Source organism: Roseiterribacter gracilis (genome assembly GCA_018332375.1).
Taxonomy (GTDB): Bacteria; Pseudomonadota; Alphaproteobacteria; order BOG-932; family Roseiterribacteraceae; genus Roseiterribacter; species Roseiterribacter gracilis.
This window is the reverse complement of record BOPV01000001.1, coordinates 3,552,270-3,578,563: the sequence shown is the minus strand read 5'-3', so window position 1 is coordinate 3,578,563 and position 26,294 is coordinate 3,552,270. Positions and strand designations below refer to the sequence as shown.

The 26,294-nt window shown below is 63.1% G+C and carries 28 protein-coding genes and 1 tRNA gene; 9 read left to right on the top strand and 20 right to left on the bottom strand.

All coding sequences use genetic code 11. The annotated features are described in order from the left end of the window. Positions 1–32 precede the first annotated feature (32 nt). The 8 genes from TMPK1_RS17890 to TMPK1_RS17855 all read right to left on the bottom strand — a co-directional run bounded on the left by TMPK1_RS17890 (position 33) and on the right by TMPK1_RS17855 (position 6,601). A complete protein-coding gene (locus TMPK1_RS17890) occupies positions 33–623 on the bottom strand; it encodes a hypothetical protein (RefSeq protein ID WP_420244741.1) in 591 nt (196 codons plus the stop codon). Positions 624–637: 14 nt separating this feature from the next. After that, a complete protein-coding gene (locus TMPK1_RS17885; RefSeq protein ID WP_420244740.1) occupies positions 638–907 on the bottom strand; it encodes a hypothetical protein in 270 nt (89 codons plus the stop codon). Further along, on the bottom strand, positions 904–1,419 hold the full coding sequence (locus tag TMPK1_RS17880) for a sigma-70 family RNA polymerase sigma factor (protein ID WP_420244738.1): 516 nt from the start codon (positions 1,417–1,419) through the stop codon (positions 904–906). Before TMPK1_RS17880 ends, TMPK1_RS17885 begins: the two co-directional genes overlap by 4 nt. Positions 1,420–1,615: 196 nt before the next feature. Continuing rightward, positions 1,616–2,869, bottom strand: coding sequence for an SAM-dependent methyltransferase (locus TMPK1_RS17875; protein WP_420244737.1), 1,254 nt, complete (start codon positions 2,867–2,869; stop codon positions 1,616–1,618). A gap of 104 nt (positions 2,870–2,973) precedes the next feature. Then, positions 2,974–3,399, bottom strand: a complete 426-nt coding sequence (locus TMPK1_RS17870) for a hypothetical protein (protein ID WP_420244736.1) — start codon at positions 3,397–3,399, stop codon at positions 2,974–2,976. A gap of 57 nt (positions 3,400–3,456) precedes the next feature. Continuing rightward, positions 3,457–4,347, bottom strand: a complete 891-nt coding sequence (gene mmsB, locus TMPK1_RS17865; protein ID WP_420244735.1) for a 3-hydroxyisobutyrate dehydrogenase — start codon at positions 4,345–4,347, stop codon at positions 3,457–3,459. A 26-nt stretch (positions 4,348–4,373) separates the two neighbouring features. Continuing rightward, positions 4,374–5,450 (bottom strand): enoyl-CoA hydratase/isomerase family protein, encoded by a 1,077-nt coding sequence (locus tag TMPK1_RS17860; RefSeq protein WP_420244734.1) that lies wholly within the window; start codon positions 5,448–5,450, stop codon positions 4,374–4,376. Continuing rightward, on the bottom strand, positions 5,450–6,601 hold the full coding sequence (locus tag TMPK1_RS17855) for an acyl-CoA dehydrogenase family protein (protein ID WP_420244733.1): 1,152 nt from the start codon (positions 6,599–6,601) through the stop codon (positions 5,450–5,452). Before TMPK1_RS17855 ends, TMPK1_RS17860 begins: the two co-directional genes overlap by 1 nt. Positions 6,602–6,868: 267 nt before the next feature. Between TMPK1_RS17855 and TMPK1_RS17850 the strand changes: the two genes are divergently transcribed. Continuing rightward, a complete protein-coding gene (locus tag TMPK1_RS17850) occupies positions 6,869–8,332 on the top strand; it encodes an OprO/OprP family phosphate-selective porin (protein ID WP_420244731.1) in 1,464 nt (487 codons plus the stop codon). Between the two features lie 43 nt (positions 8,333–8,375). On the opposite strand, the gene TMPK1_RS17845 is transcribed toward TMPK1_RS17850, so the two are convergent. The 3 genes from TMPK1_RS17845 to TMPK1_RS17835 are packed head-to-tail and all read right to left on the bottom strand — an operon-like array spanning position 8,376 to position 10,491. Then, the gene (locus TMPK1_RS17845) at positions 8,376–8,690 is read right to left on the bottom strand and encodes a 2Fe-2S iron-sulfur cluster-binding protein (RefSeq protein WP_420244730.1); all 315 of its coding nucleotides are present in this window, start codon (positions 8,688–8,690) and stop codon (positions 8,376–8,378) included. Beyond that, positions 8,687–9,724: an NAD(P)/FAD-dependent oxidoreductase gene (locus TMPK1_RS17840; RefSeq protein WP_420244729.1), complete on the bottom strand. Its 1,038-nt coding sequence runs from the start codon at positions 9,722–9,724 to the stop codon at positions 8,687–8,689. The genes TMPK1_RS17845 and TMPK1_RS17840 overlap by 4 nt, the downstream gene beginning before the upstream one ends. A gap of 5 nt (positions 9,725–9,729) precedes the next feature. Continuing rightward, the gene (locus TMPK1_RS17835) at positions 9,730–10,491 is read right to left on the bottom strand and encodes an SDR family NAD(P)-dependent oxidoreductase (protein WP_420244728.1); all 762 of its coding nucleotides are present in this window, start codon (positions 10,489–10,491) and stop codon (positions 9,730–9,732) included. Between the two features lie 347 nt (positions 10,492–10,838). On the opposite strand from TMPK1_RS17835, the gene msrA reads away from it, so the two are divergent. Next, entirely contained in the window at positions 10,839–11,426 is a 588-nt protein-coding gene (gene msrA, locus TMPK1_RS17830) for a peptide-methionine (S)-S-oxide reductase MsrA (RefSeq protein WP_420245685.1), read from the top strand. A gap of 19 nt (positions 11,427–11,445) precedes the next feature. On the opposite strand, the gene TMPK1_RS17825 is transcribed toward msrA, so the two are convergent. The 5 genes from TMPK1_RS17825 to TMPK1_RS17805 form a co-directional block, all read right to left on the bottom strand. Then, entirely contained in the window at positions 11,446–13,413 is a 1,968-nt protein-coding gene (locus TMPK1_RS17825; RefSeq protein ID WP_420244727.1) for an alpha/beta hydrolase family protein, read from the bottom strand. A gap of 113 nt (positions 13,414–13,526) precedes the next feature. After that, on the bottom strand, positions 13,527–15,029 hold the full coding sequence (locus TMPK1_RS17820; protein WP_420244726.1) for a CoA-acylating methylmalonate-semialdehyde dehydrogenase: 1,503 nt from the start codon (positions 15,027–15,029) through the stop codon (positions 13,527–13,529). 92 nt (positions 15,030–15,121) lie between these two features. Then, entirely contained in the window at positions 15,122–15,556 is a 435-nt protein-coding gene (locus TMPK1_RS17815; RefSeq protein ID WP_420244725.1) for a hypothetical protein, read from the bottom strand. Positions 15,557–15,587: 31 nt separating this feature from the next. Next, the gene (locus TMPK1_RS17810) at positions 15,588–16,310 is read right to left on the bottom strand and encodes an SDR family NAD(P)-dependent oxidoreductase (RefSeq protein WP_420244724.1); all 723 of its coding nucleotides are present in this window, start codon (positions 16,308–16,310) and stop codon (positions 15,588–15,590) included. A 55-nt stretch (positions 16,311–16,365) separates the two neighbouring features. After that, the gene (locus tag TMPK1_RS17805; RefSeq protein WP_420244723.1) at positions 16,366–16,674 is read right to left on the bottom strand and encodes a hypothetical protein; all 309 of its coding nucleotides are present in this window, start codon (positions 16,672–16,674) and stop codon (positions 16,366–16,368) included. 109 nt (positions 16,675–16,783) lie between these two features. Between TMPK1_RS17805 and TMPK1_RS17800 the strand changes: the two genes are divergently transcribed. Beyond that, positions 16,784–17,464: a DUF2076 domain-containing protein gene (locus TMPK1_RS17800; RefSeq protein WP_420244722.1), complete on the top strand. Its 681-nt coding sequence runs from the start codon at positions 16,784–16,786 to the stop codon at positions 17,462–17,464. Between the two features lie 48 nt (positions 17,465–17,512). On the opposite strand, the gene TMPK1_RS17795 is transcribed toward TMPK1_RS17800, so the two are convergent. Beyond that, positions 17,513–18,196, bottom strand: coding sequence for a DUF1345 domain-containing protein (locus tag TMPK1_RS17795; protein ID WP_420244721.1), 684 nt, complete (start codon positions 18,194–18,196; stop codon positions 17,513–17,515). Between the two features lie 65 nt (positions 18,197–18,261). Between TMPK1_RS17795 and TMPK1_RS17790 the strand changes: the two genes are divergently transcribed. The 3 genes from TMPK1_RS17790 to TMPK1_RS17780 all read left to right on the top strand — a co-directional run bounded on the left by TMPK1_RS17790 (position 18,262) and on the right by TMPK1_RS17780 (position 21,084). Then, positions 18,262–18,840, top strand: a complete 579-nt coding sequence (locus tag TMPK1_RS17790; protein ID WP_420244720.1) for a GNAT family N-acetyltransferase — start codon at positions 18,262–18,264, stop codon at positions 18,838–18,840. 25 nt (positions 18,841–18,865) lie between these two features. After that, positions 18,866–18,942: transfer RNA gene (locus TMPK1_RS17785), tRNA-Arg, on the top strand. Between the two features lie 339 nt (positions 18,943–19,281). After that, on the top strand, positions 19,282–21,084 hold the full coding sequence (locus TMPK1_RS17780) for a phosphoenolpyruvate carboxykinase (GTP) (protein WP_420244719.1): 1,803 nt from the start codon (positions 19,282–19,284) through the stop codon (positions 21,082–21,084). A gap of 57 nt (positions 21,085–21,141) precedes the next feature. Here the strand turns inward: TMPK1_RS17780 and TMPK1_RS17775 are convergent, their stop codons facing one another. Then, on the bottom strand, positions 21,142–21,963 hold the full coding sequence (locus tag TMPK1_RS17775; protein WP_420244718.1) for a hypothetical protein: 822 nt from the start codon (positions 21,961–21,963) through the stop codon (positions 21,142–21,144). Positions 21,964–22,155: 192 nt separating this feature from the next. Here TMPK1_RS17775 and TMPK1_RS17770 point away from each other — a divergent pair, with 192 nt between their 5' ends. Beyond that, complete coding sequence (locus TMPK1_RS17770; RefSeq protein ID WP_420244716.1) at positions 22,156–22,788, top strand: glutathione S-transferase family protein; 633 nt, start codon at positions 22,156–22,158, stop codon at positions 22,786–22,788. 3 nt (positions 22,789–22,791) lie between these two features. Here the strand turns inward: TMPK1_RS17770 and TMPK1_RS17765 are convergent, their stop codons facing one another. Further along, positions 22,792–23,154 carry a BrnA antitoxin family protein gene (locus TMPK1_RS17765; RefSeq protein WP_420244715.1) on the bottom strand — a complete coding sequence of 121 codons (363 nt, stop codon included), beginning with the start codon at positions 23,152–23,154 and terminating at the stop codon, positions 22,792–22,794. Next, positions 23,111–23,449 carry a BrnT family toxin gene (locus tag TMPK1_RS17760; protein ID WP_420244714.1) on the bottom strand — a complete coding sequence of 113 codons (339 nt, stop codon included), beginning with the start codon at positions 23,447–23,449 and terminating at the stop codon, positions 23,111–23,113. The genes TMPK1_RS17765 and TMPK1_RS17760 overlap by 44 nt, the downstream gene beginning before the upstream one ends. A 74-nt stretch (positions 23,450–23,523) precedes the next feature. Between TMPK1_RS17760 and TMPK1_RS17755 the strand changes: the two genes are divergently transcribed. Then, on the top strand, positions 23,524–25,155 hold the full coding sequence (locus tag TMPK1_RS17755) for a GspE/PulE family protein (RefSeq protein WP_420244713.1): 1,632 nt from the start codon (positions 23,524–23,526) through the stop codon (positions 25,153–25,155). Continuing rightward, on the top strand, positions 25,152–26,288 hold the full coding sequence (locus TMPK1_RS17750) for a type II secretion system F family protein (protein WP_420244712.1): 1,137 nt from the start codon (positions 25,152–25,154) through the stop codon (positions 26,286–26,288). Before TMPK1_RS17755 ends, TMPK1_RS17750 begins: the two co-directional genes overlap by 4 nt. The last annotated feature ends 6 nt before the right edge of the window (positions 26,289–26,294 follow it).

The window sequence follows — 26,294 nt, the reverse complement described above, 5'->3', positions numbered from 1 at the left end:
AAGGCGCGCCTCCCTAGGGGCGCGCCTTTTTATTACTGCTCGAACTTCGGATTTACCGGGGCGGTCGGCGTCGATGCGGGCGGCAAGCGCTTCGGAATTGATTTGCCCGTCACGGGTGTTTCAACGCCGACCGGTTCGAAATTGAAGTCGGTAGCCCACGCGGTGCCTTTGCCGTTGAGGATGAGCCCGTAGGCAATCGCCGTGCTCTCTTTCGGCACGTCGAGAACGATCGCATATTGTTTCCAGTTTGCGGTTCCGGAAATCGGCCGCTCCATCATGTTGTCGAGGCTAAGCGATCCGCGCTCGTCGTCGACGCGCATCCACAGGCCTGCGACCTCGGCACCCTCGGTCTTCACCATCGCGGTGAGCTTCACGCGTGCGCCGCGAAACGAATCTGCTTTGATCAATTGCATCATCGCGCCGAATCCGCTCGGCTTCTCGGTTCGCGCGCGCATTTTTGCGCTCTTCCCGCCTGGCGTTGGCGCCTGCGTATCAATGCTGAGTTCATATTCGGTCGGCGCTTTGCCTGTCATATGCCAGCCGTTGATCTCCGCCGCACCAGACGGATGCGCCAGCAACATGACCGGTGACAGGGCGAGGCCAAGAAAGTGACGACGCTCCATAAAACATGTCTCCGCTATTTGAGAGTCGGTTGCGACGGTTGAATCGATGCTTCGAGCAGCCACGCCCGCACTTCGTCGGGCGGTGTAGCGCCACGTGGCGACGTCCAGAGCGGACGTGCGGCGATCAACGCGACTAGAACAACCAGCCCGGCGACCACGAGAGCGCGAGACGAGACGCGCGCCCCGGGCGGATGGCCGCGCATGCGCACGATGTCGAGCCGCATGGGCGCACGCTCGGTCGCGATCTTTCGGTAGAGTCGGCTGAGCTCTTCGTCGTCATTCATCGCCATGTGTCCAATGCTTCGCGTAGGCGGCGCTGCGCGTATCGCAAACGGCTTTTCACCGTTTCACGCGAAGCGCCTGTCACCAGCGCGATCTCATCCAAGGTCAATTCGCCCTCTTCCTTGAGAAGAAATGCCTCGCGCTGCGATGCAGGTAGATCTTGAATCGCAGCTAGCAGCGCGCGGCCGAGCTGGTTCGCATGCAGCACGTCGAACGGTCCCGTCTCCGTCGCGGCCTCAACTGCGTCTTCGACCCAGAACTTCGCTCGCCGCACCAGGCTGCGTAACCGATCGGTGCAACGACGATGTGCGATCGAAAACAGAAATGTCGTGAACCGCGCGGTCGGCATGTACGTTGTCCGCGCCCGCACCACCGCGATCCAAACGTCCTGCGCGATTTCGTCGGCCTCGGTTCGGCCACGGCTCATCCGCAGCACGAAACGAAACAGCCGATCGGCATGCCGTGCATACAGCTCGTCAAACGCCGTTGCATCCCCGTCGCGATAGCGCGACATCAGCGCCTCGTCCGATGGTGGGTCGGATGGCGTCAGATGAATTGGTTCAGGCAAATTCCGCACGGCTCCGACCATCCAGCGACGGCATCAGGCGTCCGTCCAGCCTATTGATCGTCCGGTCGCACAAAATGGGGTTCGCCGTGAGCAGAAAAAAGCGCCGGCTGAGCCGGCGCTTTTTGTCGATATCTGCGCCTGCTCAGGCGCTACGGGCGCTCGATCCGCTGGCCTGTTCCAGCAGGCGCGTTTCTTCGGCGACCATATAGTCGCGCGTGAACGGCACTGCGTTCTGGTCTTTCGCCATTTGAATCTGGAACACCATGCCGCCCCAATATTCGAAATTGGCTTCGCAGGCAGCGAGGTAGAATTCCCACATCCGGCAGAAGCGCTCGTCATAGAGCTTGGCGATTTGCGCGCGGTTCTTTTCGAAATTCTCCAGCCACGCACGCAAGGTCCAGGCGTAATGCATGCGCAGGATTTCGATGTCGGTCGCCCAGAGCGCCGCGCGTTCGACAGACGGCAGCACTTCCGACAAAGCCGGCGAGTAGCCGCCCGGGAAGATGTATTTGCGCAGCCACGAATTGGTCAGGCCCGGCCCGTCAGCGCGGCCGATCGAATGCAGCAACGCGACGCCGTCGGGCACCAGCAGCTTGTGCACGGTCCGGAAGAACGTGTCGTAGTTGGTGACGCCGACATGTTCGAACATGCCGACCGACACGATCCGGTCGTAGCTACCGGTCTCGGCGCGGTAATCGAGCAACTTGAACTGCACGCGGTTCGACAGGCCGGCACGGCGCGCGCGCTCGGTTGCGTAGGCGTGCTGTTCGGTCGACAGCGTCAGGCCGGTGACCTCAACGCCGTAATGTTCGGCGAGAAACAGCGCCAGCCCGCCCCAGCCCGATCCGATTTCCAGCACGCGTTGGCCGCGCTTCAACAACAGCTTGGCCGCAATGTGCCGCTTCTTGTCGAGCTGCGCCTGTTCGAGCGACGTGGTCGGAGTCCGGAAATAGCCGCAGCTATATTGCCGGTCGGGATCGAGGAAGAGATCGTACAGCTGGTCCGACAGATCGTAGTGATGCGCCACGTTCTGGCGTGACCGCCGCGCCGAATTCGCTTGCTGCAGTTTCAGCATCAAGGGCCGGAAGTGCCGCATGATGCGGTCGGCCGGCAGGCTGCCGCCGGTTGCCTGCAAGTTGCGCATCAACAGCGCGATCAGATCGCGCACATTGCCGCGTTCGATCGTGAAGCGACCATCCATATAGGCTTCGCCGAAGGCGAGGTCGGGACGCAGCGCAAGCGTCAGCGCCACGCCGGAATCGTTCAGCCGAATGGCCACCGGCACCATCGTGTCGACGGTGCCGTACACATGCACGCGTCCACGATGATCGGTGACGGTCAGCTGGCCGTAACGGATCAGCCAGGTCAGAAATTTATCGAGTAGCGAAAAACCCATGTTCCACCGCCTCTCCCGGTGATTGCACCAGGAACGAGCGGAATCGTCGAGAGTTCGATGTGAGAAGCTGACCGCAGGCTGCACAGAACTGCATAGCGTGGCCGTCAGACTTCGTGATCGGCCCGGTAATTTTCGGGATTGGGGGTGCGGCGCTCCCCCATATCCGCGCCGTGCTCACCCTCTTCGGTGTCGAAATCGTCGAGCTTTTCGCCCGCGACCGAGTGGTCGCCGCCGGCCGCCAGCACGACGCTCTCGCGCGGCCCGCGCGTCCGGTCGATGCCGTAGACGAAATGGATGTTCTCGCTGTCGGCGACTGCACGGCCGGCGCGAAGCGCCTCGTCGAAGCCCATTTTCCGGCCGTCCGCGTGCACCGGCTCGGTCAGCTCGTCCGGCCCTTCGCCCCGCGACAGGATCATCTGAATGACGGTTTCACGCGGTGAATCTTCGTGAAACTGTTTGATGACGATGACATGCCGGCCGCGCCCATCGGGAAGCGCGTCGTGCGCATCCAACATCCGGATTTCAGCCATCCCCGCGTTCCTTCCTTGGTGCGACCAACGTCAGAACGCGAGGCTACGCCGGATTGTTCAGTTTTTCGCGGTGAGGAATTCGAACAGCGACGAGAAATCCTTCTTCGCCAAGCCCGCCTGCGCCGCCAACGCATAGAGCTGCGTCGCTGCTGCCGCGAGCGGCGTCGCTGCGCCCGCGCTGGCCCCTGCATCTTGTGCCAGGCGCATGTCCTTCAACATCAGCTCGGTGAAGAAGCCGCCTTCATAGCCGCGGTTGGCAGGCGACGTCGGCACCGGACCGGGCACCGGACAATTGACCGTCAACGACCAGCACGCGCCCGAGCTTTTCGATGCGATGTCGAACAGCTTCTGGCGCTCGAGCCCGAGACGATCGGCAAGCGCGAAGCCCTCTGCGACCGACAGCATCTGAATGCCGAGCATCATGTTGTTGCACAGCTTGGCGGCCTGGCCGTTGCCGGGACCGCCGGCATGGATCACCGCCTTGCCCATCTGCTGCAGGAACGGCGTTGCGCGTGCGACCGCGTCGTCGCTGCCGCCGACCATGAAGGTCAAGGTCGCGTTCTGCGCGCCGACCGTGCCGCCCGACACGGGCGCGTCGATGAAGCTGACATGGCGCAACGAGGCGGCTTCGTGCAGCGCGCGGGCGGTGTCGACGTCGATGGTCGAACTGTCGATCGCCAGCGCATCCGGCGCCAACTTGGCCAACGCGCCGTCATCGCCCAACAACACCGAACGAACATGCTTACCCGCGGGCAGCATCGTGATCAGCAGCTCGGCGCCGTCGGCAGCCTGCGCCGCACTGGTCGCAACCTGCCCGCCCGCGGCGTGCAGCGCTTCACACGCAACCGGCGACAGGTCGACGCCGATGACTTGATGCCCAGCCTTCACCAGGTTCTGCGCCATCGGCAGGCCCATATTGCCGAGCCCTACGAATGCGATCTTGGCCATGCGTGTTCTCCGGAAATTTGTTCTTGTCAGTCTTCGAACGTCAGGTCGCCGTCCGCGGGCGCCGCGAAATACCGCGCGACGTCACCGACCTCGGCCAGCGTTGCGGGTTTCCATTTCGGCTGCTTGTCCTTGTCGATCAGCAGCGCGCGAATACCTTCGTAGAAATCATGATCGGCGAGCACGCTTTGCGTCAGCCGGTATTCCATCCGCATACAGTCGTCGAACGACAGGTCACGACCGCGCCGCATTTCCTCATGGCTGATCTTGCAGCTGGTCGGCGACATGGTGCGGATCGTCGCCGCGGTTTCGCTGGCGAAGGCGCCAGGCGTCTTGTCCAGCGCGGCCAGGATCGCCTCGACCGTATCGAGCGCGAAACACGCGTCGATCACGTCTTTGTGTTCCGCCAACGGCGCCGCAGTGGGCGCAACGCGGAACGTCTTCAACACACCGTCGGTGACCGCGCGCGCTTCGCCTGCGTTCCATTCCGCCGCAACCAGCGCGTCGACCAGATCGTCGAGACGCGCCGACTCGATCACGTCGGTCGCCATGCCGAGATGCGCCAGATCAGCCGCACCCAGGCGCGCGCCGGTCAGTGCGAGATAGAGACCGAACGCGCCGGGCAGACGCGGCAGCACGTACGACGCACCGACATCGGGAAACAGGCCGATGCCGGTTTCGGGCATCGCCGCCAAGGTACGTTCGGTCGCGACACGGTGGCTGCCATGCATCGACAGGCCGATGCCGCCGCCCATCGTGACGCCGTCGATCAGCGCGATCAGCGGCTTTTCAAACCGCTGCAGCCGGCGGTTCATACGGTATTCGGTGCGAAAGAAATCGCGCGTCAGCCCATCATCGTCACCGGCCTTGCGCCGCGCGCCCGACTCGGCAACCGCGCGTACGTCGCCGCCGGCGCAATAGGCGCGCCCGCCGGTGCCGCGCGTGATGATTGCGCGCACAGCAGGGTCGCGGCCCCAATCGCGCAAACTGCCGTCGATTGCGGCGCACATGCCGGTGGTCAGCGCGTTGAGCGCCTTGGGCCGGTTGAGCGTGATGATGCCGATCGAACCGCGACGCTCGAACAGAACTTCAGGTGCCTCGGTCATTACGGCTGCCAACCTTGTTCGAGCATGCGGCGCGCGATGATCACGCGCATGATTTCGTTCGTGCCTTCGAGAATACGGTGCACGCGCAAATCGCGCAGATAGCGTTCGACGCCGTATTCCTTGATGTAGCCGTAGCCGCCATGCAGCTGCAGCGCCTCGTCGACGATCTGCCAGCACGTGTCGGTGGCGAAGCGCTTGCCCATGGCGCAGCGCATCGTCGCGTCGGGATGTTTCTCGTCGAGCGACGCGGCGCCGCGATGCACCATCAAGCGCGCTGCATCGAGATGCGTTGCCATGTCGGCGAGACGGAATTGCGTCGCCTGGAAATCGGCGATGCGCTGCCCGAATTGTTTGCGCTCTTGTACGTAGCTCAACGCCAGCGCCAACGATGCGCGCGCGCCGCCGAGCGAACAGGCCGCAATGTTCAGGCGCCCGCCATCGAGCCCCTTCATCGCGATCTTGAACCCGTCACCTTCGGCGCCGATGCAATTCGTCACCGGCACGCGGCAATCTTCGAAGCTCAGCGCCGCGGTCGGCTGGCTGTTCCAGCCCAGTTTCTTTTCGCGCTTGCCGATCGAGAAACCCGGTGTGCCGCGTTCGACCGCGATGCAGGAGATTCCTTTCGGGCCCGGACCACCGGTGCGCGACATGACGAGATAGAGATCGGTTTCGTCGCCGCCCGAGGTGAAGGCCTTGGCACCGTTCAGCACGTAATGATCGCCGTCGCGCACCGCACGCGTCGAAAGATTGCCCGCGTCGGATCCCGCACCCGGTTCGGTCAGGCAGTAGCTGGCCAGCTTCTCCATCGTGAACAGGCCCGGCAGCCAGCGCGCGCGCTGTTCGTCGTTGCCGAACGTATCGACCATCCAGGCGGCCATATTGTGGATCGAGAGATAGGCCGCGGTGGAGGGATCGGCCGCAGCCAGCTCTTCAAATAACAGCGTCGCGTCGAGCCGCGTCAGGCCCGAACCGCCATGCGCCGGGTCGCAATAGAGACCGGCAAAGCCAAGTGCGGCCGCCTCGCGCAATATATCGACAGGGAAGTGGCTTTCCTCGTCCCATTTCGATGCGCCCGGAGCCAGTTTTTCAGCTGCAAATGCGCGCGCCGTATCGACCAGTGCGCGCTGATCTTCATCGAGTTCGAACTGCATGGGCAGCGTTGTAGCGCCTCTTGCACGAACTGCAAAAGCCACCATGCACCGCGCGGGTTTGGGCTTCCGGCGGCGCCGCCTGAAGCCCATCCCGACGACTACCCAGACGTCACGCGGGAGACCGGGCGTCGCAAAGCTTTATTCCCGCCGCACGCACCACCGCGTGCGCATATCTGCATCGCAGTTGTGCGCGGGACTAACGCCGCGCGCACGCGTGTCTGCACGCGTGGTTGTTGAAGGAACAACCAACAACAATAGGGATGGAACATGACCCGATCGGGGAAGGTTGCGCTCGCAGCGTTGCTGCTGGCGAGTCCGTTGGCCGCGCACGCAGCGCCGGGCAGCGGTGACGACATCGCAACGTTACGACAGCAAATGCAGGCGATGCAGAAACGGCTCGATGCAATGGAGGCAGCCGAGAAGCAACGCGTCGCAGCGGCGGCGCAGGTGAAGACGGAAGCGATGAAACCGACCGACGTGGTCGCCTCACTGCCGAACGGGCGGCCGACTTTGTCGACGCGCGACGGCGAATTCACCTTCCAGATGTTCGGCCGGGTGCATTTCGATGCGGCCAGCTATTTCGACCAGAAGAAGGGCACGCAGGATCTGAATTCCGGCACCAATGCGCGCCGCATCTATTGGGGTGTGCAGGGCAAGTTCGCGCGCGACTGGGAATATGAGCTGTCGGTCAATGCCGGTGGTTCCGGCAATGACGGGCCGGTGAATCTGCTCGACGCGCGCCTAACCTATGCCGGCCTGCCCGGCGTCAAAATCGATATCGGCTACATCAATCCGTTCTTGAACCTGGAAGAAGCAACCAGCTCCAACGACATCGTCTTCTTTGAACGTGCCGCTCAATCGAACATCATCGAAGGATTGGCCGGTACTGACGGCCGCTCGGCCATCGGCGTTCGCAGCAACGGCGATCGCTGGTTCGCGCATTCCTATTTGACCGGCTCGGCCGCCAACAACAATCCGAACGGAAATTCGGGCGACGAACAGCTTGCCGTCATCGGGCGCGGCGTATTCCTGCCGTACAAGAGCGACCGCGGTGTGATCCATGTCGGCGTCAACGGAACCTACGTGTTCCAGACACCGCAATTGAACACACCGGGTGGCAAACGCGTGTTGAACTATTCGGAACGGCCGGAACTGCGCGTCGACGGCACGCAGTTCCTCAACACGTCAAACAACAATGCGACCGGCGGCTCCTACAACATCGACCGCGCCTACGAATACGGTCTCGAATTCCTGGCGATCTACGACGCGCTGCATCTGCAAGGGCAGTACAGCCGCTTCGGTCTCGACACGCGCGACATCACCGTGCCGGGCAGCGCGGCCAAGATCTCGCCCAACGTGGAATTCAGCGGTTGGTACGCGCAGGCGTCCTACATGCTGACCGGCGAACAGAAGCCCTACAATATCGGCACCGGCGCGCCCGGTCCGTTGACGCCGATCCGCCCCTTCTCGCTCAGCGAAGGTGGTTGGGGTGCGTGGGAAGTCGGCTTGCGCTACAGCACCGTCAATCTGAACGATGCGTCGCAAGGCTTCATCGTCAATGGCGGCCGCCAGCGCGTGTGGACCGCGGCGTTGAACTGGTACGTCAATCGCAACGTCCGGTTCTTGTTCGACTACATCAATGGTGACGTGGACAAGCACGCGTTCGGAACCAACGCCCAGACCGGCGTTGCCTTCCAGGCGATTGCAACGCGCGCCCAGTTCAACTTCTAAGAAGGAAAAGAAAACGGCGCGCTCTTGGGAGCGCGCCGTATTTTCAGCCAATCGCGTCTGGCGCGAGGATGACTTTCAACCCATCGAGCTCGGGCGCCATCGCAATTTGGCAGGACAGGCGCGAATTATATTCGATGCCGAATGCGCCATCGAGCGTCGCTTCTTCGTCGGGGCTCTTCGGCGGCACGCGATCGACCCAGGCCGGATCGACATAGACGTGGCACGTCGCACAGGCGCACGAGCCGCCGCACGATGCCAGCACCGGAATGCCGGCGTCGCGCATCACTTCCATCAGCGGCAATTCGCTGGTCGTCTCGATCTCGTGTTGCTTGCCTTCGACTTCGACGAAAATCTTCACGCGGCAACTCCGAGCTTCTGCTGCAGATCCGACGAGCTGGTCGTGTACTGGAAGCGCAGCTTGCGATCCGGATGCACGATGCGGAACGCCTGCTGCGCCATCAGTGCAGCTTCGTGGAAGCCCGACAGGATCAGCTTCAGCTTGCCCGGGTAGCTGTTGATGTCGCCGATCGCGAAGACGCCGGGTTCGCTGGTTTCGAACTTCTCGGTGTCCACCGGGATCAGATTCTCGTGCAGGTTCAAACCGAACTGCGCCACCGGACCCAGCTTCATCGTCAGCCCATAGAAGGGTAGCAACGCGTCGCATTGCACGACCGAGGTTTCACCCTTGTCGTCTTTGAGCTGGATGCCCGAGAGCTGCCCGCCTTCGCCTTCGAGGCCGGCGATCTGCGCGATGCGAAGATCGACCTTGCCGGCCGCAACCAATTCGCGCATCGCAGCCACCGAATGGGGCGCAGCACGGAATTCGTCGCGGCGATGGACCAGGGTCAGTTTCTTGGCGAGCGGTGCGAGATTCAGCGTCCAGTCGAGCGCGCTGTCGCCGCCGCCGGCGATCACGATGGTGCGGTCGCGGAACGTCTCCATGCGACGCACCGAATAAAACACGCTAGCGCCTTCATAGGCGTCGATGCCTTTGATCGGCGGCTTCTTCGGCACGAACGATCCGCCGCCCGCTGCAATCACGACCACTTTCGCGACCAGATTGGTGCCCGCGTCGGTCATCATCTTCCAGCGGCCGTCATCGAGCTTGGTCAGCGACTCCACCATCTGGTTGAGATGGAACACCGGCTTGAACGGTTCGATCTGCTGCATCAGCCGATCGGTCAATTCCTGGCCGCTCACCACCGGCAGCGCCGGAATGTCGTAGATCGGCTTTTCCGGGTAGAGCTCGGCGCACTGGCCGCCGACTTTGTCGAGAATGTCAACGACGTGGCACTTCATGTCGTTGAGGCCGAGTTCGAACACGGCAAACAGGCCGCACGGGCCGGCACCGACGATGACGACGTCGGTTTCGATCATATGATTTTCGGACATCTCGCTCACTTCACATTCAGGCGGACGGCGCCGTCCAGGCGGATCGTCTCACCGTTCAACAAGACATTCTCGGCAACGTGCACGACGAGCTTGGCGAACTCTTCGGGCTTGCCGAGGCGTTTCGGATAGACAGTCGACTCAACAAGTGACGCGACGGCAGCTTCGTTCAACCCTGCGAACAGCGGCGTCTCAATCAGTCCCGGCGCAATCGTCACAACGCGCACGCCGACGCGCGCCAGCTCGCGCGCAGCGGGCAAGGTCAAACCGACGATGCCGCCCTTCGATGCCGCGTACGCAGCCTGGCCAACCTGACCTTCGAACGCGGCGACCGATGCGGTGTTGACGATCAGACCGCGCTCACCGTCGGCGAGCGGCTCCAACGACTGCATGCCGGCAGCGGCAAGACGCAGCACGTTGAACGTGCCGATCAGATTGATCTCGATGACTTTGCGGAACGCGTCGAGCGACAGCGGACCGTCTTTGCCGACAATGCGGCCCGCAGTTGCAACGCCGGCGCAATTGACCGCAATCCGTGCCGGACCATGCGCGGCGGCGGCAGCCGCAATCGCGCGCTCGACGTCGCTCGCCGACGTGACGTCACAGGCGATCGCAACACCGCCCAATTCGGCGGCCAGCGCTTTGGCTTTGTCCTCTTGGACATCGAGCAGCGCGACCTTGGCCCCGGCTGCGGCAAGCGCGCGCGCCGTGGCTGCGCCCATGCCCGATCCGCCGCCCGTTACGAGCGCGGCTTTGCCTTTGAGGTCCATCGGTTGCGGTCCCACACTTTTAGGAGGTCGGGCTGCATAGCAAGGCGCCCTGGGCCGGGACAAGCCGCGCGGTGTCGCGTAACCGGCATGGAAGCCGTGCGAACTAGTGTGCTGGATTTGAAGTTCGCCCGATCCTGGGTCAGGCACCGAGGCGAACTTCAAATCCGAAAAGCACACTAGAAACATAACTTTGGCAGTGTCCTGATCGATTCCGAAGTTCGCTCGAGCTTGCCACGCGCACCGCCGACTTCGGAATCGGGACACTGCTGGACATGGCTTCTTTTGAGGGTCGGATGAGGACGAAAATCCAGGCGGCGCTGGTCGCAATTACATTTGCGATCGGGGTGATCGGTTCCGCGACGGCAAGCGAAGTGCAGCCGCCGCCCGCACCGGGCCTCAAAGTCGCGACCTTCGCGGGCGGCTGTTTCTGGTGCATGGAGCCGCCTTTCGACAGCACGCCGGGCGTCGTCGCCACAATCAGCGGCTATACCGGCGGCACCGTCGCCAACGCGACCTACGAGCAGGTTTCTGCCGGCACGACAGGCCACGCCGAAGCGGTGCAAGTCGTCTACGACCCGGCGAAAGTCACCTACCCGCAATTGCTGTACGTCTATTGGCGCAATGTCGATCCGCTGACCAAGGATCGTCAGTTCTGCGATAGCGGCACCCAGTACCGCACTGCGATTTTCGTGCATGACGACGAACAGAAAAAAGCGGCCGAAGCATCGCGCGCCGATGTGCAGAAGAAATTCGGCAGCAACCAGGTCGTGACCCAGATCGCCGACGCGGGCCCGTTCTATCGCGCCGAAGAATATCACCAGGACTATTACAAGAAGAACGCGATCGCCTATCGCTTCTACCGCTTCAATTGCGGCCGCGATGCGCGCCTCAAACAATTGTGGGGCGACGAAGCCGGTGGCGGCACCGAACACTGACCGCCGGGGCTGCGCGTCGTCAGATGCGCAGCCCCGGCAAGAGATCAGCGCCATCGCGCACATCGAGATTGACGCCGCGCAGCGCATTCCCGAACGGCTCGGCGGAGCCTCCGAGATGTTTGGCAAGAAATGCTTCGGTGATCGCTGCAAGAGCAAGGCGATTGCCTGCTTGCCCAAGACCGTGCCCGTCGTCGGCGAATACAGTGTAGATGACCGGCGCATTGCGATCGCGCAATTCGCGCATTAGCAGGTCGGTGTCGATCTTACGCACGCGCGGATCGTTGCTGCCCTGGGCAATCAACAGCGGTTTCGTGAGCTTGTCGGCGAGATAGAACGGGGAGCCTTTGGTCAGGCTCGTCTGGCTTGCCGGCGTGAATGTGTCGCCGACCGAACGCGCGAATGCCTCACGATATGGCGATCTGTAGCGATCGGCCATGCCGACCAGATTGGACACGCCGAACTGATCGATGCCGCAGGCAAATTTGTCGCCGTCGCGGATCAACGCCATCAGCACTTCGTAGCCGCCATAGCTCGACCCCATGATCGCGACACGCGCAGGATCGGCCACGCCGCGCGCGACCGCCCAGGCGAGCGCATCCATGATGTCGTCATGCATTTTCGCGCCCCATTGGCCCTCGCCGGCTTTGACGAACTTCGAGCCAAAACCGGTCGAGCCCCGAAAATTGACGCTTAGTACCGCATAGCCGCGATTGGCGAGCCATTGATGGGTCGTGTCGAACCCCCACGCGTCGCGTGCGTGCGGTCCACCGTGTACGTTGATGACCAACGGCACACCGCGCGCACCCGTCGAGGGCAAGGTCAGATACGTCGTGAGGTCGAGCCCATCGCGGCTGCGGATCACTTGCGCATCCATCGGGCGTAGCGCCACGTCACGCAGCTTTGCGCGATCGGCAAATAACGCGCGCGCCTGCCCGGTTGCTACGTCGTAAAGATGAAACGTGGCTGGTGCGGTGTCCGACACGAAATGCAGGATCGCCCGCTTCCCATCCGCCGACAGTGTCCGGTCGACAAGAAAACCGGCCGCCGCTGCCTCCATCTGCGCAAGCTGTGGTGCAAAGGTCGGATCGACCGCATGCCATTCCGGCTTCAAATAGTCGATGCAAACGGCGCCAACCGGCCCGCCTTCCGTCACGTGCAGGATGCGCGAAATGTCGGCGCGCGGATCCTGGAACAAGACGCGCTTACGCCCGACCCGCTCTTCGACTTCCACCAAGCTGTTGGTGCCGTCGCCTTTCCGATCGAACCAGTAGTTCAGGTCCTCACGGCCAACGATATAGGGCGTCGCGGCGTCACTCAGCGGCGACCGTAGCGGCTGGAAATTTCCACCCGGAACGCGCAGGTAAAATGCCGGCTTGCCTTTGGCCTCGCTCTTTAAGCCGAGGCGATGCTCCAGGCTAGAATCGACCCAGATCTGTTCGAAGTCGTCGTTTGCGTATTGCAGAGTCGCAACGCCGGTCGTGACATCGATACGGTACAGATCAAGGCGGTCTCGGCGGCGCTCGTTGTGCGCGAACACCATTTCGTTCGCATTGTCAGCGCTGTAGCCGACGAGCGCCGCGCGCAAACGCAAATCAGACGTGAGCGGAATGGTTTTCCGCGTCGCGATCTCGATTGAATAGTAGCGCCAGCTTTCGTCGCCATTGTCGTCGGCCCCGTAGACAATGTGCGTACCAGCAGCGTTGGCGCGAAATGGGCCGCGAATGCCGCGATCGCGGAGCTGGGTCAACGGTCGCGCCGCTTTTAGATCGTCTGCTGGCGCTGTGAAGAGGTTCGGCGCGCCGTAATGAACTGCGCGCCAGACCAGTTGCGTTCCGGCACGATCGACAAAGCGCGGCGCGGCCACATCCGGCTCGGCAAACAGAAGCGCGCGCGGGATCAGGTCCGCGTCGGCAGCCCAGACGCCGCGCGGAACGCAGCTTGCCGCGACAAGGCCACCCAACAGGGTTCGTCGATCGAGTTTGTGCACGGCGCCTCCTGGCCGCGGACGCTGCCCGATTCGTGGCCGGCAGCGCAATCGTGCGCAAACAAAAAGGGCGCGTCCCGCGAAGGACGCGCCCTTCTTTCACCGCAAGCGGCGCTTTAGTGCCCGCGTGACGCGAAGTTGAATTCGGCGCCGCTGCGCACGCCGGTCGGCCAACGCGCCGTGATGGTTTTGACGCGCGTGTAGAAGCGCACGCTTTCAGCGCCGTACATATTGTGATCGCCGAACGACGAACGCTTCCAGCCGCCGAACGAGTGATAGGCCATCGGCACCGGGATCGGCACGTTGACGCCGACCATGCCGACCTGAATGCGGCTGGCATATTCACGCGCCGCGTCGCCGTCGCGCGTGAAGATCGCGGTGCCGTTGCCGAATTCGTGCTTGTTCACCCAGCCAACCGCCTGTTCGAAGTCGTTGGCACGCGCCACCGACAGAACCGGACCGAAGATCTCTTCCTTGTAGATCTTCATATCGGTGGTGACGTTGTCGAACAGGCAGCCGCCCATATAGAAGCCGTTTTCGTAGCCCTGCGCGGTGAAGTTGCGACCGTCGACGACGAGCTTGGCGCCTTCTTTGATGCCGTGCTCGACATAGCCGCGCACTTTTTCGAGATGCTGTTTGGTGACCAGCGGACCGAATTCAGCTTCGGGATCGAGGCCGTGACCGACTTTCAATCCGCGCACGCGCGGCGCCAGACGTTCGACCAGCGCGTCGGCAGTCTTTTCCCCGACCGGCACCGCTACCGAAATCGCCATGCAACGTTCGCCGGCCGAACCGTAACCCGCACCGATCAACGCATCGGCCGCCTGATCGAGATCAGCGTCCGGCATAATGATCATGTGGTTCTTGGCGCCACCGAAACATTGCGCACGCTTTCCGTGCGCGGTTGCGGTCGCATAGACATATTCAGCAATCGGCGTCGAACCGACGAACGACATCGCCTGCACGACCGGGTGATGCAGCAGACCATCGACGGCCGGCTTGTCGCCGTGCACGACGTTGAAGCAACCGTCGGGCAGGCCCGCTTCCTGGAACAGCTTCGCCAGCATGTTGGCCAGCGACGGATCGCGCTCGCTCGGCTTCAACACCACCGTGTTGCCGCAGGCCAGCGCCAACGGCACCATCCACATCGGCACCATCGCCGGGAAGTTGAACGGCGTGATGCAGCCGACGACGCCCAGCGGCTGGCGCATCGAATATGAATCGATGCCAGTGCCGACCTGATCGGTGAAATCACCTTTCAGCAGATGCGGGATGCCGCACGCGAATTCGACGACTTCGAGGCCGCGGCCAATTTCGCCCTTCGAATCCGGCAATGTCTTGCCGTGCTCGCTGGTGATCGCCTTCGCCAGCTTGTCGAGATTGGCTTCGACCAGCGCTTTGAACGCGAACATGATGCGCGCGCGCTTCAGCGGCGACTGCGCCGACCAGGCCGGGAATGCAGCAGCAGCAGCTTGCACTGCGGCGTCGACTTCTTCGGTGCTGGCATAATCGACATGCGCCTGCACTTCGCCGGTGGCGGGGTCGAACACTTCACCGGTGCGGCCGGACTTGCCCGGGACTTCCTTGCCGTTGATCCAGTGATGGATGGCGCGCGTCATCGCTCTCATGCCTCAAAAGTTGGCGTAATCGGAATGGCGCGTACGATAGCCCCCGCGCGCGGTCTTGCAACTGCCGCGCGGTGCAAGAGCCGCTACCGCTTCGGAATGACGCCGGGCGGTACGATGAAAATTGGTTGCGGCTGGGTGAGCTGCATTTGCAGCGCGGCACGATCGCGTTCGGCCTGATCGGCCCGCATCTCGTTCGAATATTGCTGGTTTAGGATCTCGCGCTGCAGCTTCTGCGTCATTTGCGCGGCTTCGGCATTCGACAAGCTTTGCGCGGCCAATCCGTCGGCCAGATCGCGCTCGTCCTGGCGGCGTTGCGCGTCGCCTGGGTGCAGGTGCGAATGCGCCTTGCGCAGCGGCGCCTGTTTTTGTGCCGACGGGGTTTGGCCAAGATCGGTCGGTGCCACCCGCACTGGACCGCCGCCCGGCGACCAAGGGGCGGCGTCGACCTGCACCGTCTGCGCCGTCGCAGGCAAAACCCAGAGTGATGTGGTCAGCAGCAAACCAAGGGTGATGCGCATGCAAACCATGTTGCACGCACGCGCCAAATTTCTAGTGCCCGACGTTGGCGCCGCCATCGACCGTCAGAATCGTGCCGTTGACGTAGCTCGCTTCGGGCGATGTCAGGAAACGCACCGCGGCCGCAACCTCCTCGATATGCGCGAGACGCTTGAGCGGATGAGATTCGGTGAGACGTTCGCGATCTTCGTCGGCGAAGAGTTGCGTCGCCTGACTTTCAATCAGCCCCGGCGCAACCGCGTTGACGAGAATTCCGTGCGGCGCGCCGGCCGCCGCATACACACGCGTCAACGCGTGCACGCCTTCTTTCGATGCCGCCCACGCAGGATGCACGTCCAACCCACCGCGCCGTCCTGCTACTGCGCCAAGATTGACGATGCGTCCGCCGCCTTCGTTGCGCATGACTTCAAACGCCGCCGCGCAACCGAAAAACGTGCCGGTCAGATTGACCGCAATCGTCCGATGCCAATTGGCTTCGTCGGCTTCGGCAATATCGGTCGGCACGAAAATGCCGGCGCTGTTGATCCAGCTGACAAGTCCGCCAGCTTGATCGGCGGCGCGCGCCGCCAGCGCAAACACCGCTTCGCGATCGGTGATGTCCACCACCAGCGGAACGACGCGTTCGCGCTTCGCGACGGGTTCGATATCCGCAGCGATGACGGTGAAACCGTCTTCGGCATATTTGCTGACCAGATGTGAGCCGAGGTCACCGGCAGCACCGGTAATGACCACCGCCCCTTTTTTCGGTTCGGGCATGCGAGTCAGCTAGCACGTTCCGCACAAAGACCCAGACGGGATTTCTGCGGGCGGTTTAGCGTCGGACATATTGGGCGAAGGTCCAGCCCAGCTCGGTCCGTTGATCCGGCCAAAGGACCCGCACTTTGGCTGCATGCAGCTTGCGGTCGAACGCCACTTCGATCACGCGGGCGCCGGCCTCGATCCGGCGACAACCTTTGATCGCGCCGAGCCAGGCCTGGTCGTGCCGTGCGGTCGCCTGGGCCGCTTCAGCGAGCTGGGGCTTGCCGCGGCACAGAACCATGCCCGCAACCGACGTGAAATCGTCGGCAGCCGCAGCCCATGACGGAATAGCTAGAAACAAGATAAGTGCGTAATGGCGCATTGGGATAAAATCTAACGCGCCGATAGCGCACTTGCCAAGACGCGTTGCACCAGGCCTTGTGCGTTCCTACCTAAGGCCGGACCGCATCCTCTTTCCATCGGAGCAATCCATGACCCCGCAGGAACGCGACCTGCTGACCAACTTGGTCGACCGTCTACGCGCGGCCCCGCCGCAGCAGAAAGATGCCGAGGCGGAGCAGCTGATCCGCGACGCCGTGCGACTTGTGCCGGACGCGCCCTATCTGTTGGCGCAGACGGTGCTGATGCAGGACTTCGCACTGAACCAGGCGCAGCAGCGCATCCAGGAGCTCGAACGTCAGGCCGCGCAGCCGCAGCAGAGCGGCGGCGGAAGTTTCCTGGGCGGCTTGCTAGGCGGCGGCGCTGCACGCGCAGCGCAGCCGGCACCCGCTGCGGGCCCGTGGGGCGCAGCGCCGCAACAGCAACAGCCGCAATATGCGCCGCAGGCCCAGGCCTTCGCGCCGCAAGGACAACAGCCTTCGTTCCTGCGTTCGGCCGCAACGACTGCGGTCGGCATCGCTGGTGGCGCGCTGTTGTTTCAGGGTCTGTCGTCGATGTTCGGCGGACACCAGGCCTTCGCGCAGGGCGTATCGTCGACGCCGGGCCTCGGTGAAACCGTGGTCAACAACTATTACGGCGACAGCGGTGCTGGCGGCGGCGGCGATCGCTTCCTCGACGATCGTTCGAGCGGCGGCAGCAGCAGCTCGGATTTCGACACAGCGAGCGACAGCAGTGACTCGTTCGATAGCGGCGGCAGCGACGACTGGGCGTAACGCCGACGCAGACAAACAAAGGCCCGGCGTCACGCCGGGCCTTTTTCGTTAGTGCAGCAAGCCGGCGACGATGTTGATCGACAGCGCGACGATGCCGGTATTGTAGAAGAATGCGATCACCGCATGCGCCAACACAATCCGGCGCATGTTGCGCGCATGGACGGTAACGTCGCTGGTCTGGAACGTCATGCCGATCGTGACCGCGAAATAGAGAAAGTCGCTGAAGTCCGGCAGCGTATCGCCGGGAAATTCCAGCGGCGGATTCTTTTGCTTGGTCGGGTGTTTCTTGGCCGCATTCTCGTGCGCGTACCAGTCGCGCGCGTAATGCAGCGCGAACAGCGTTTGCATCAGCAACCAGCTCAACAAGATCGTGCCCGCGGTTTCGACGATATAGAGCGCCAATTCTGGGCCGTGAATCTTGTCGGCGGGACGGATCGCAAAGCCGATTGCGACCGAACTCGCCAAGGCCGCGACCAGCAGCAATCCCAGAATGATGAAACGGCCTTCGTCTTCGCGACGCGCACGTTCGCGCAACATGTCCGGCCCACAGCGAAGCAGCGACGCAATCAGCGCCAAGGACACGGCGCAGAACACGTCCCAGCCCAACAAGGCACGGCTTGGCCAGCCCAACGCATCGGGCAATGCCAAGCCGACCGCCGCGCCGATTACTGCGCCGATCAAGGTGCGCGCGTGCGCGGCGAAGGTGTGGCGCAGAATGGTGATGATTTGCATGGGCGCCACCGTGCCAGCATCTGCGCTCGACGCCCAGGTCAGGCCGGCGCAACATCGCCAGCGCTGTGTTGACGCAAGCGGATCCAGACGACCGGGTGATTGCGCTGCCTGACGGCACGCAGATCCACGTGCGTCCGGTGGTGCCGCAGGACGCACCGCTGTTTCACGCCAACTTCGCGCACGCGACCGAGGACGATCTGCGCAACCGCTTCTTTGAATCGCTGCCGGCGCTACCGGACGAGCTGGTCGAACGCCTGTCGAATTACGATCACACGCGCGAACTGGCCCTGGTGGCGTTGCCGCTGCCGGGCGCCGATGGGCCGCTCGATGCGTATGGCATCGCGCGGCTGGCGATGGAGTCAGCGCCCAGCAAAGAGGCGGAACTGGCGCTGATCGTACGGCACGACTGGCAGCGGCGCGGCGTCGGCCGCGTGCTGACCCAGGCGCTGCTTGCCGAAGCCGACCGTGCCGGTGTTCGCGACATTTGGGCCCTGGTCTGGCGCAACAACCGGCCAATGCTGACCTTGCTGAGCGGATTCGGCTTTCAGCTCATGGTCGATCCCAGCGATCCGATGGTGATCATGGCGCGCCGCCGCCGGCCGGCCGAAGACGGGCCCCTGGCAACGCCGCAACCGCTGCGGTAGGGTCCGCGCCGCCTGAAAAGGCCCGGCACCCGTAGCTCAGCTGGATAGAGCGCTGCCCTCCGAAGGCAGAGGTCACAGGTTCGAATCCTGTCGGGTGCGCCACTTCCAATCGAACGCACATGTCGACCAGCGATCGCGCATAAGTTGGTCAGGCCAATTTCCCAAAATCGTGATTGGTTTGGGCGACAAAAGCGGTTGCTGCAGCGCACTGCAGCGCAAATCGACGCATCGTGTCTTTGTCTACCGGTGTCATGTCCGGCTTTGAGCCCTTCGCTGTTGCCCCCAAAGCCCTGCGTTTCGTAAGCGGTGCGTTCGTTCAAAAAATCGATCCGCCTCGAACGCGGATCCAAGAACCAGCGGGGCAGCGCCGCCGTTCCGGGGGCCATGCACCTCGAACAGCAAGTTGCGATGCCTCGCCATACAAGAGGAATTGCCGCGCCGATGCAGCGAAGCATCATCCCGACGCGACATGCGCGCCTGATCGATTGGGTCCAATCGATGGCTGCGTTGACGCAGCCCGAAAACATTCATTGGTGCGACGGCAGTCAGGCCGAATACGACGAGCTGTGCGCGCGGCTGGTGGAAAGCGGCACGTTCCGCAAACTCGATCAGGCCAAGCGACCCAATTCTTTCCTGGCGCTGTCCGATCCGCGCGACGTCGCGCGCGTCGAAGATCGCACCTTCATCTGCTCGGCGTCGGCCGATGATGCCGGCCCGACCAACAATTGGCGTGATCCCGCCAGCACGCGCAGCAAGCTGAACGAACTCTTCGCGGGCTCGATGCGCGGCCGCACGATGTATGTCGTGCCGTTCGTGATGGGTCCGGCGCATTCGCCGCTGGCCGAAGTCGGCGTCGAACTGACCGACAGTCCGTATGTCGCCGTGTCGATGCGGCTGATGACGCGCATGGGCGCACCGGCGCTGGAACGGCTGGGCACCAACGGCGACTTCGTTCCGTGCATGCATTCGGTCGGTGCGCCGCTCGAAGACGGCCAGGCCGACGTCGCATGGCCGTGCGCGCCCGACGAAAAATGGATCGTGCATTTCCCCGAAACGCGCGAGATCTGGTCGTACGGTTCGGGCTATGGCGGCAACGCACTGCTGGGCAAGAAATGTTTCGCGCTGCGCATCGCCAGCGTGATGGCGCGCGACGGCGGCTGGCTCGCCGAACATATGCTGGTGCTGAAACTCACCGCACCCGATGGTCGCGTGAAGTACGTCACCGGCGCGTTCCCGAGCGCTTGCGGCAAAACCAATCTCGCGATGCTGATTCCGACTCTGCCGGGTTGGAAGGTCGAAACCATCGGCGACGACATTGCTTGGATGCGCTTCGGCGCCGACGGACGTCTTTATGCCGTCAATCCGGAAGCGGGCTTCTTCGGCGTCGCGCCCGGTACGGGACGCAACACCAATCCGAACGCGATCGAAACCGTCGCTGCCGACTCGATCTTCACCAACTGCGCCGCGACGCTCGATGGCGACGTCTGGTGGGAAGGCATGTCGAAGCAACCGCCGGCGCAGCTGATCGATTGGCTCGGCAATCCGTGGGCGCCGGGCAATGGCAAACCTGCGGCCCATCCCAACGCGCGCTTCACGACGCCGGCATCGCGCTGCCCGTCGATTGCGCCGGAATGGGAAGATCCTGCTGGCGTGCCGATCGACGCGTTTCTGTTCGGCGGCCGTCGTTCGACGACGGTGCCGCTGGTGACGGAATCGTTCGACTGGTCGCACGGCGTCGCGATGGCGGCGCAGATCTCGAGCGAGATGACCGCCGCCGCCGAAGGCGTCGTCGGCACGTTGCGTTTCGATCCGATGGCGATGCTGCCCTTCTGCGGCTATCACATGGGCGACTACTTCGCGCATTGGCTGAAGCTGGGCGCCAAGCCCGGCGCGAAGCTGCCGAAGATCTTCACTGTGAACTGGTTCCGCAAAGACGCCGACGGCCGCTTCATGTGGCCGGGCTTCGGCGATAATTCGCGTGTGCTGGCTTGGATTTTCGATCGTTGCGACGACAAGGCCGCCGCGATCGACACGCCGGTCGGCAAAGTGCCCGCGAAAGGCGCGTTGCCGCTCGACGGGCTCGACATCGATGCGAAGACGATCGACGAGCTGCTGCATGTCGACCGTGCCGCGTGGAAAGCACAGCTGCCGCAAGTGCGCGCCTTCTTCGCGGGCTTCGGCGACAAGCTGCCGGCGGAACTGAACGACCAGATCGACGCATTGGAAAAGCGGTTGGCGAGCTGATCGCAACCGCGCACGCGCTGTTCTAAAAAAGGCGGTCCGGATTTCCGGGCCGCCTTTTTATTGCGCGCGAGATACGTCCTGCGCGATCTGCAATTTGATCAGCGCAGCGGCCGCTTCCGCAGGTGTGACGCCGAGCTTGTACTCGTCGAACCACATTCGCCAGCCGCCCGGTAAACTCGGAGTCATGCGTGCTGCGACGTAACCGCTGTCGTTTCGCGTCACGCGCCATGCGCCCCATTTGGCCGTGAATGCATTCCAATTCGCCGCGCCGGCCGCCGCAGAAAGCAGCTCGGGGCCGGTGCGCTGCGCCACGCGAAACATCGCAGCCGAAAGCCGTCCGGCGATGACCTGCGCTGCGGCGTCGAACATCTGCAAATCGACCGTCACGACCGGCGCGATATCTTGCGGAAACCCACCCGGCAGCATCGCCGCCGTCGGGACGATCATCCGCGTACCTTGCGCGTAGAAATGCCAGACGCTGCTATCTTGAGCGCGTGCTGTCGCTTCGCGCTGCGCAGCGGCTTGCACCGCAATGGGGCCAGTCTCGGTTTTGGTTGACGCCGGATCCGAATTCACGCGCGCCGGGATACTCCCACGCACGAACGGAACGCGAGGAAGCTGCAGCTTCGCGCTGAAACCGTTGGTCCCCGTTTGCGTTCCCGCGACTTCACGGTCCGTGATCTTCCCGCGAAACCGGAACACGACCTCTCCGATTTCTTCAGAGAACTCGATCTCGCCGTTTGCAATCGTCGCCGGAACGAGCGTGGCTGGATGCACGATGCCATCCGCATGTTGCAGAGCCGCGTAAGTCCCTTCCGGCAGCGGCACAATGATCAACCGGCTCCCGTAATATTCGTTTTTGCCTTCGCGATAGGTCATCTCGCCATAGGCGCGCGCGTCTGGCGTCGGGCCGAGAATGACGCGCGCCGTCACAGCGAGTCCGACGACCATCGCGCCGACCAATGCATAGATGATCAGGGTTTGCGTCTGCATTCGATTGCCCTTCTGGGTTGCCCGATCTAACGCTGCTAGTCGCAAAGCGCCAGCGCGTCACACGAGCAAGAGGACTCAATGCACCAACTCTGGACCACGCCCGGCTACGGTTCCGTACTGGCCGAAGCTGCGCTGCTTTGGGTCGGCGAGCCGTATGCGCGTGTCGAGATTGCCGAGAGCGACGAAGCAGGCTGGGAGCGGTTGCGCCAGGTCAATCCGCTCAAACAATTGCCGACCTTGGTACTCGACGACGGTCCGGTGCTGACCGAAAGCGCCGCGATCATGTTGTGGGCCGGCGACCGCAAGCCCGGCAGCGGTCTCGTTCCAACTGCGACGGCACCGGAGCGGGCGCGGTTCTTGCGGTTTCTGGTGCTGCTTGTCGGCGCGGTCTATCCGACCTTCACCTATGGCGACGTACCGACCAAATGGGTGCCCGAAAGCGCGCGCGATGCGCTGCGCAATTCGACCGACGAACGCCGCAAGATGCTGTTCCGGGTGATGGAGCAGGAAGCGCAAGCGCCGTTCTTTCTCGGCGCGCGGCCCTGCGCGATCGATCTCTATCTCTGCGTGATGACACGCTGGCGTCCCAACCGGCCGTGGTTCGCGGCCGAATGCCCGCAACTATTCGCGATCGCCGAGCGCATGGACGCGGATCCGCGCTTCGCCGCCTTGTGGGAGGCGAATTTCAGCGGACCGATCGCGAACGACTGAATCTTACTTGGGTTTGCGCGGCCGCCCGCGCTTGCGCGACGCGTTGGCTTGATCGGGTGAGATCCAACCTTGCGCGACTGCGTGATTGCGCAGCACCTGGTTGATACGCTGCTGATAGAAGGCGCCGTCACGCCGGAATCCATCCAGCACGTCATCGTCGATCCGTAACGACAACAGTGTTTTACCGCGCGGCTGGACCCATACGCCGCGCGCAAACTCTTCATCCGTAAGTTCCGGTGCAGTGTCCGGATCGTCTGCAATCTGCTGCGCAATTTCTTCGTCGGTGGTCGCGTCAAAACGCGTCCAGTCGATCTTTGACAGATCAGGCGGGCTTAGAACTTTCATCTTGGTACGCTTGCCACTCACGTCGATTTCCTTTGCGCAAGCTGATGATGCGACGAACCACGTGTTCGCCGACTTGACGATCCGTATAGACGCAAACGTACAGGCGTCCTTCGACCAGCCCGTACGCCGTGATGCGCGACTCCCCATAGTCTTTGCGCCGGTCAGCCACCTCCCAGACGGCGCCGGCAAAGAGTGGAATCGCGTGGGCAAACCCGACGCCGCGGACCTCGCGGTTCCACCGATCCTTGGCTGCGTTGCAGACGAACGTAATCGGCGGCGTGTGGCCTAATATTGTAGTTACATTTTCCGAAGTCAAGCCGCTGGAGTCTTATCTGTCTATTATGATAATTGCCTATTTACGTTACTTTTCTGATTTGCAATAGATCACGCATGGCCGACGACGCGCCCATCCCGCTCGCCCCCGCCGAAGAGTCGCCGGCAGGCTCCCCGCCGCGCCTGATCTCTGGCCCGGGACGGCGTATCGAATGTTCGGGCGAGATCGCGCGGATGATCGCGGTGTTCGACGACGGCACGACCTTGGTCAGCCGCGCGCACGCCAACGACATGGACGTAAACTCGGTGCTGCAGCAGGCGCGGCTCAAAGGCATTCTGCCGCGACCGCGCTTTTGCACGATGGAAGAGATCGCGCGCGCGGTGCACAACGCGGCCGGCGAAGGCGCCGACGCAGGCACCTCAACCATGCAGCGCGAGCTGCTGCAGCTGATCGCGCAAGCCGCCAAAGTGCGCGCCAGCGACATTCACGTCATCGTCGGACCAAAGAAAGCGTCGGTCCGCGCCCGCGTCTTTCGTTCGATGGTCGATTTACAAACGTCCGACGGCGAGCCGATCGAATGGGCGCCCGAATACGCGCATCGCTTCATCACCGCTGCGTATAATTTCGGCGACGCGAAAACCGGCGCGCACAGCCCAAGCCAATTTCAAAACGGGCAGATCCAAAACAGCCCCGAAAAGCGCATGCCCGACACGGTCGAGTCGGTGCGCATGAATTTCAACGTGCTGATCAAACAAGACCGACACCTCGATATTCGCCTGTTCTATCTCGACCGCGGCGCCGAAGAGCGCACCTTCGCAAGCCTCGGCTTTCTGCCGCAGCAGCAGGCTTTGTGGGACGAAATGATGCTGGTCCCGTCCGGCGTCATCTATGTCGCGGGCAAGGTGAATAGCGGTAAGTCGACGACCTTGGACACGGCCGTACGCAAGGCGCTGCGCGAGTCCGGCCACTCGATCAACATCATCTGTTTCGAAGATCCGCCCGAGCGCGTCATCGACGGGGCGCTGCAATTCTTCGTCATCGGAGGCACCTCCCCCGAAGAACGGCGCGCCAAGAATATCGAAGCGATGCGCAACGCACTGCGCTCCGATCCCGACATGCTGATGATCGGTGAAGTGCGCGACAAGGAATCGAGCGAGCTGGTGCTTGAAGCCGCGCTGACCGGCAAGAAAGTCCTGACCACGACGCACGCCACCGACATGATCACGATCGTGCCACGCCTGGCCGTGTTCCACGGCGATGCAGTGCACGATCTGACCGATCCAACCGTGGTTGTTGGCATGGTCGGCCAGCGACTGGTGCAGACGCTGTGCGATTGCAAACTGCCCTACGCCGAAGCGGATTCGCGCAATTGGGTGGCGGACTCGGTGCGCACCAACCTCAAACGCGTCGACGTCGACCGGTCGCTGCTGTTCGTGCGCAACCCGCACGGTTGCCCGCATTGCTCGGCCTATGTGCGCGGCGTGCGCGGCCAGACGGTCATTGCGGAAATGGTGGTCCCCGACGAAGTCATGATGCGCCATCTGCGCGAAGCCGACACGGTCGCGGCGCGACGTCATTGGATCGAAGGGCTGGGCGGCATCACGATGCGCGACCACGCGCTGATCCGCATGATCGAAGGCACGATCGAGCCGGCCGAGTATCTTGCCCGGCTAGGCCCGATGCAGCCGCTCTCGCGCCGCGATTTGATGGCCTCGGCGCGAATCTACACGCCGGCTGCAGCCGCATGAGCGTGCGCGCGCAAACAGACGCGCCTGGCGCAGGCGCGCGGCGCGGCCCCAAACGGTTCAGCCGCTGGACGATGTGGAAGGCGCATCATCTGGTGCGTGCCGACGACCGTTCGCGCATCTACGCCAAGTTGGCGCGGCTGTTGGAGAATGGCGTCGCGCTCGCCGATGCGCTCGCCACCGTGCATCGCCGCGCCGTTCGCATGCAGGGATCCGACGGGCCGCTGGCGGTGATGTTGATTCATTGGCGGCGTGCGGTGGATGACGGGCAGAATTTGCGCGAAGCGCTGCATGAATGGGTGCCCGGCCCCGAGCAGATGATGATCGCAGCGGGCGAACGTTCGGGGCACGTGGTCGAAGCGTTCCGCGGTGTCATCGCAATGACGCGCGGCAACCGCGAAATCACCCGCGCCGTGCGCAAGGCCGTGTCCCTGCCCATCTTCTACGTCACGCTGATCACGCTGCTGGCGGTGCTGGCGTCGGTCACGATCGTGCCGGTCTTTGCGACCGCGCTGCCGCGCGAGAGATGGACGGGCTCGGCCGCAACTTTCGCTGCATTCGGTGATCTGATGCGCGAGTGGGGCATTCCGATGCTGATCGGGCTGTTTCTTTGCGTCGCACTGTTCATCTGGTCGCTGCCGAATTGGACCGGCGCCTTGCGCACCAAGGCCGACCGCGTGCCGCCCTACAGCCTCTATCGCTTCTGGGCCGGCACGGGCTTTCTGCTCGCGCTTGCGGCACTGGTGCGTGGCGCAGTCTCGCTCGAAGAAGCGCTGGAAACGCTACGCGTCGGATCGCGCGCCTGGATGCGCGAACGGCTCGACGCGATCTACGTACATATCCATGCCGGCCAGGATATCGGCCCGGCGATGGAGCTGGCTGGGCACGGCTTCCCCGACGAGCAGATTGTCGACGACATGCATGTCTATGGCGTGCTGGGCGGGTTCGACGATGCGCTGCAGAAAACCGCAGACGATTGGCTCGAAGAAGCCGTCGACTCGGTCAAGGAACGCGCCGGTATTTTGAATCAGGCCGCGATGATGGCGGCCGGCGCCATGCTGCTGTGGCTCGCCTATTCGCTGTTCGACCTGATCATGCAGATCACCGACGCCGCTGGCGCCAGCGCGGGGATCTAGGCAGCG

What these genes read in the sequence shown, in the direction of transcription:
- TMPK1_RS17890 (WP_420244741.1), bottom strand. Translation starts at nt 623, where the DNA reads ATGGAGCGTCGTCACTTTCTTGGCCTCGCCCTGTCACCGGTCATGTTG.
- TMPK1_RS17885 (WP_420244740.1), bottom strand. Translation starts at nt 907, where the DNA reads ATGAATGACGACGAAGAGCTCAGCCGACTCTACCGAAAGATCGCGACC.
- TMPK1_RS17880 (WP_420244738.1), bottom strand. Translation starts at nt 1,419, where the DNA reads ATGTCGCGCTATCGCGACGGGGATGCAACGGCGTTTGACGAGCTGTAT.
- TMPK1_RS17875 (WP_420244737.1), bottom strand. Translation starts at nt 2,869, where the DNA reads ATGGGTTTTTCGCTACTCGATAAATTTCTGACCTGGCTGATCCGTTAC.
- TMPK1_RS17870 (WP_420244736.1), bottom strand. Translation starts at nt 3,399, where the DNA reads ATGGCTGAAATCCGGATGTTGGATGCGCACGACGCGCTTCCCGATGGG.
- mmsB (WP_420244735.1), bottom strand. Translation starts at nt 4,347, where the DNA reads ATGGCCAAGATCGCATTCGTAGGGCTCGGCAATATGGGCCTGCCGATG.
- TMPK1_RS17860 (WP_420244734.1), bottom strand. Translation starts at nt 5,450, where the DNA reads ATGACCGAGGCACCTGAAGTTCTGTTCGAGCGTCGCGGTTCGATCGGC.
- TMPK1_RS17855 (WP_420244733.1), bottom strand. Translation starts at nt 6,601, where the DNA reads ATGCAGTTCGAACTCGATGAAGATCAGCGCGCACTGGTCGATACGGCG.
- TMPK1_RS17850 (WP_420244731.1), top strand. Translation starts at nt 6,869, where the DNA reads ATGACCCGATCGGGGAAGGTTGCGCTCGCAGCGTTGCTGCTGGCGAGT.
- TMPK1_RS17840 (WP_420244729.1), bottom strand. Translation starts at nt 9,724, where the DNA reads ATGTCCGAAAATCATATGATCGAAACCGACGTCGTCATCGTCGGTGCC.
- TMPK1_RS17835 (WP_420244728.1), bottom strand. Translation starts at nt 10,491, where the DNA reads ATGGACCTCAAAGGCAAAGCCGCGCTCGTAACGGGCGGCGGATCGGGC.
- TMPK1_RS17820 (WP_420244726.1), bottom strand. Translation starts at nt 15,029, where the DNA reads ATGACGCGCGCCATCCATCACTGGATCAACGGCAAGGAAGTCCCGGGC.
- TMPK1_RS17815 (WP_420244725.1), bottom strand. Translation starts at nt 15,556, where the DNA reads ATGCGCATCACCCTTGGTTTGCTGCTGACCACATCACTCTGGGTTTTG.
- TMPK1_RS17810 (WP_420244724.1), bottom strand. Translation starts at nt 16,310, where the DNA reads ATGCCCGAACCGAAAAAAGGGGCGGTGGTCATTACCGGTGCTGCCGGT.
- TMPK1_RS17805 (WP_420244723.1), bottom strand. Translation starts at nt 16,674, where the DNA reads ATGCGCCATTACGCACTTATCTTGTTTCTAGCTATTCCGTCATGGGCT.
- TMPK1_RS17800 (WP_420244722.1), top strand. Translation starts at nt 16,784, where the DNA reads ATGACCCCGCAGGAACGCGACCTGCTGACCAACTTGGTCGACCGTCTA.
- TMPK1_RS17795 (WP_420244721.1), bottom strand. Translation starts at nt 18,196, where the DNA reads ATGCAAATCATCACCATTCTGCGCCACACCTTCGCCGCGCACGCGCGC.
- TMPK1_RS17780 (WP_420244719.1), top strand. Translation starts at nt 19,282, where the DNA reads ATGCAGCGAAGCATCATCCCGACGCGACATGCGCGCCTGATCGATTGG.
- TMPK1_RS17775 (WP_420244718.1), bottom strand. Translation starts at nt 21,963, where the DNA reads ATGACCTATCGCGAAGGCAAAAACGAATATTACGGGAGCCGGTTGATC.
- TMPK1_RS17770 (WP_420244716.1), top strand. Translation starts at nt 22,156, where the DNA reads ATGCACCAACTCTGGACCACGCCCGGCTACGGTTCCGTACTGGCCGAA.
- TMPK1_RS17755 (WP_420244713.1), top strand. Translation starts at nt 23,524, where the DNA reads ATGGCCGACGACGCGCCCATCCCGCTCGCCCCCGCCGAAGAGTCGCCG.
- TMPK1_RS17750 (WP_420244712.1), top strand. Translation starts at nt 25,152, where the DNA reads ATGAGCGTGCGCGCGCAAACAGACGCGCCTGGCGCAGGCGCGCGGCGC.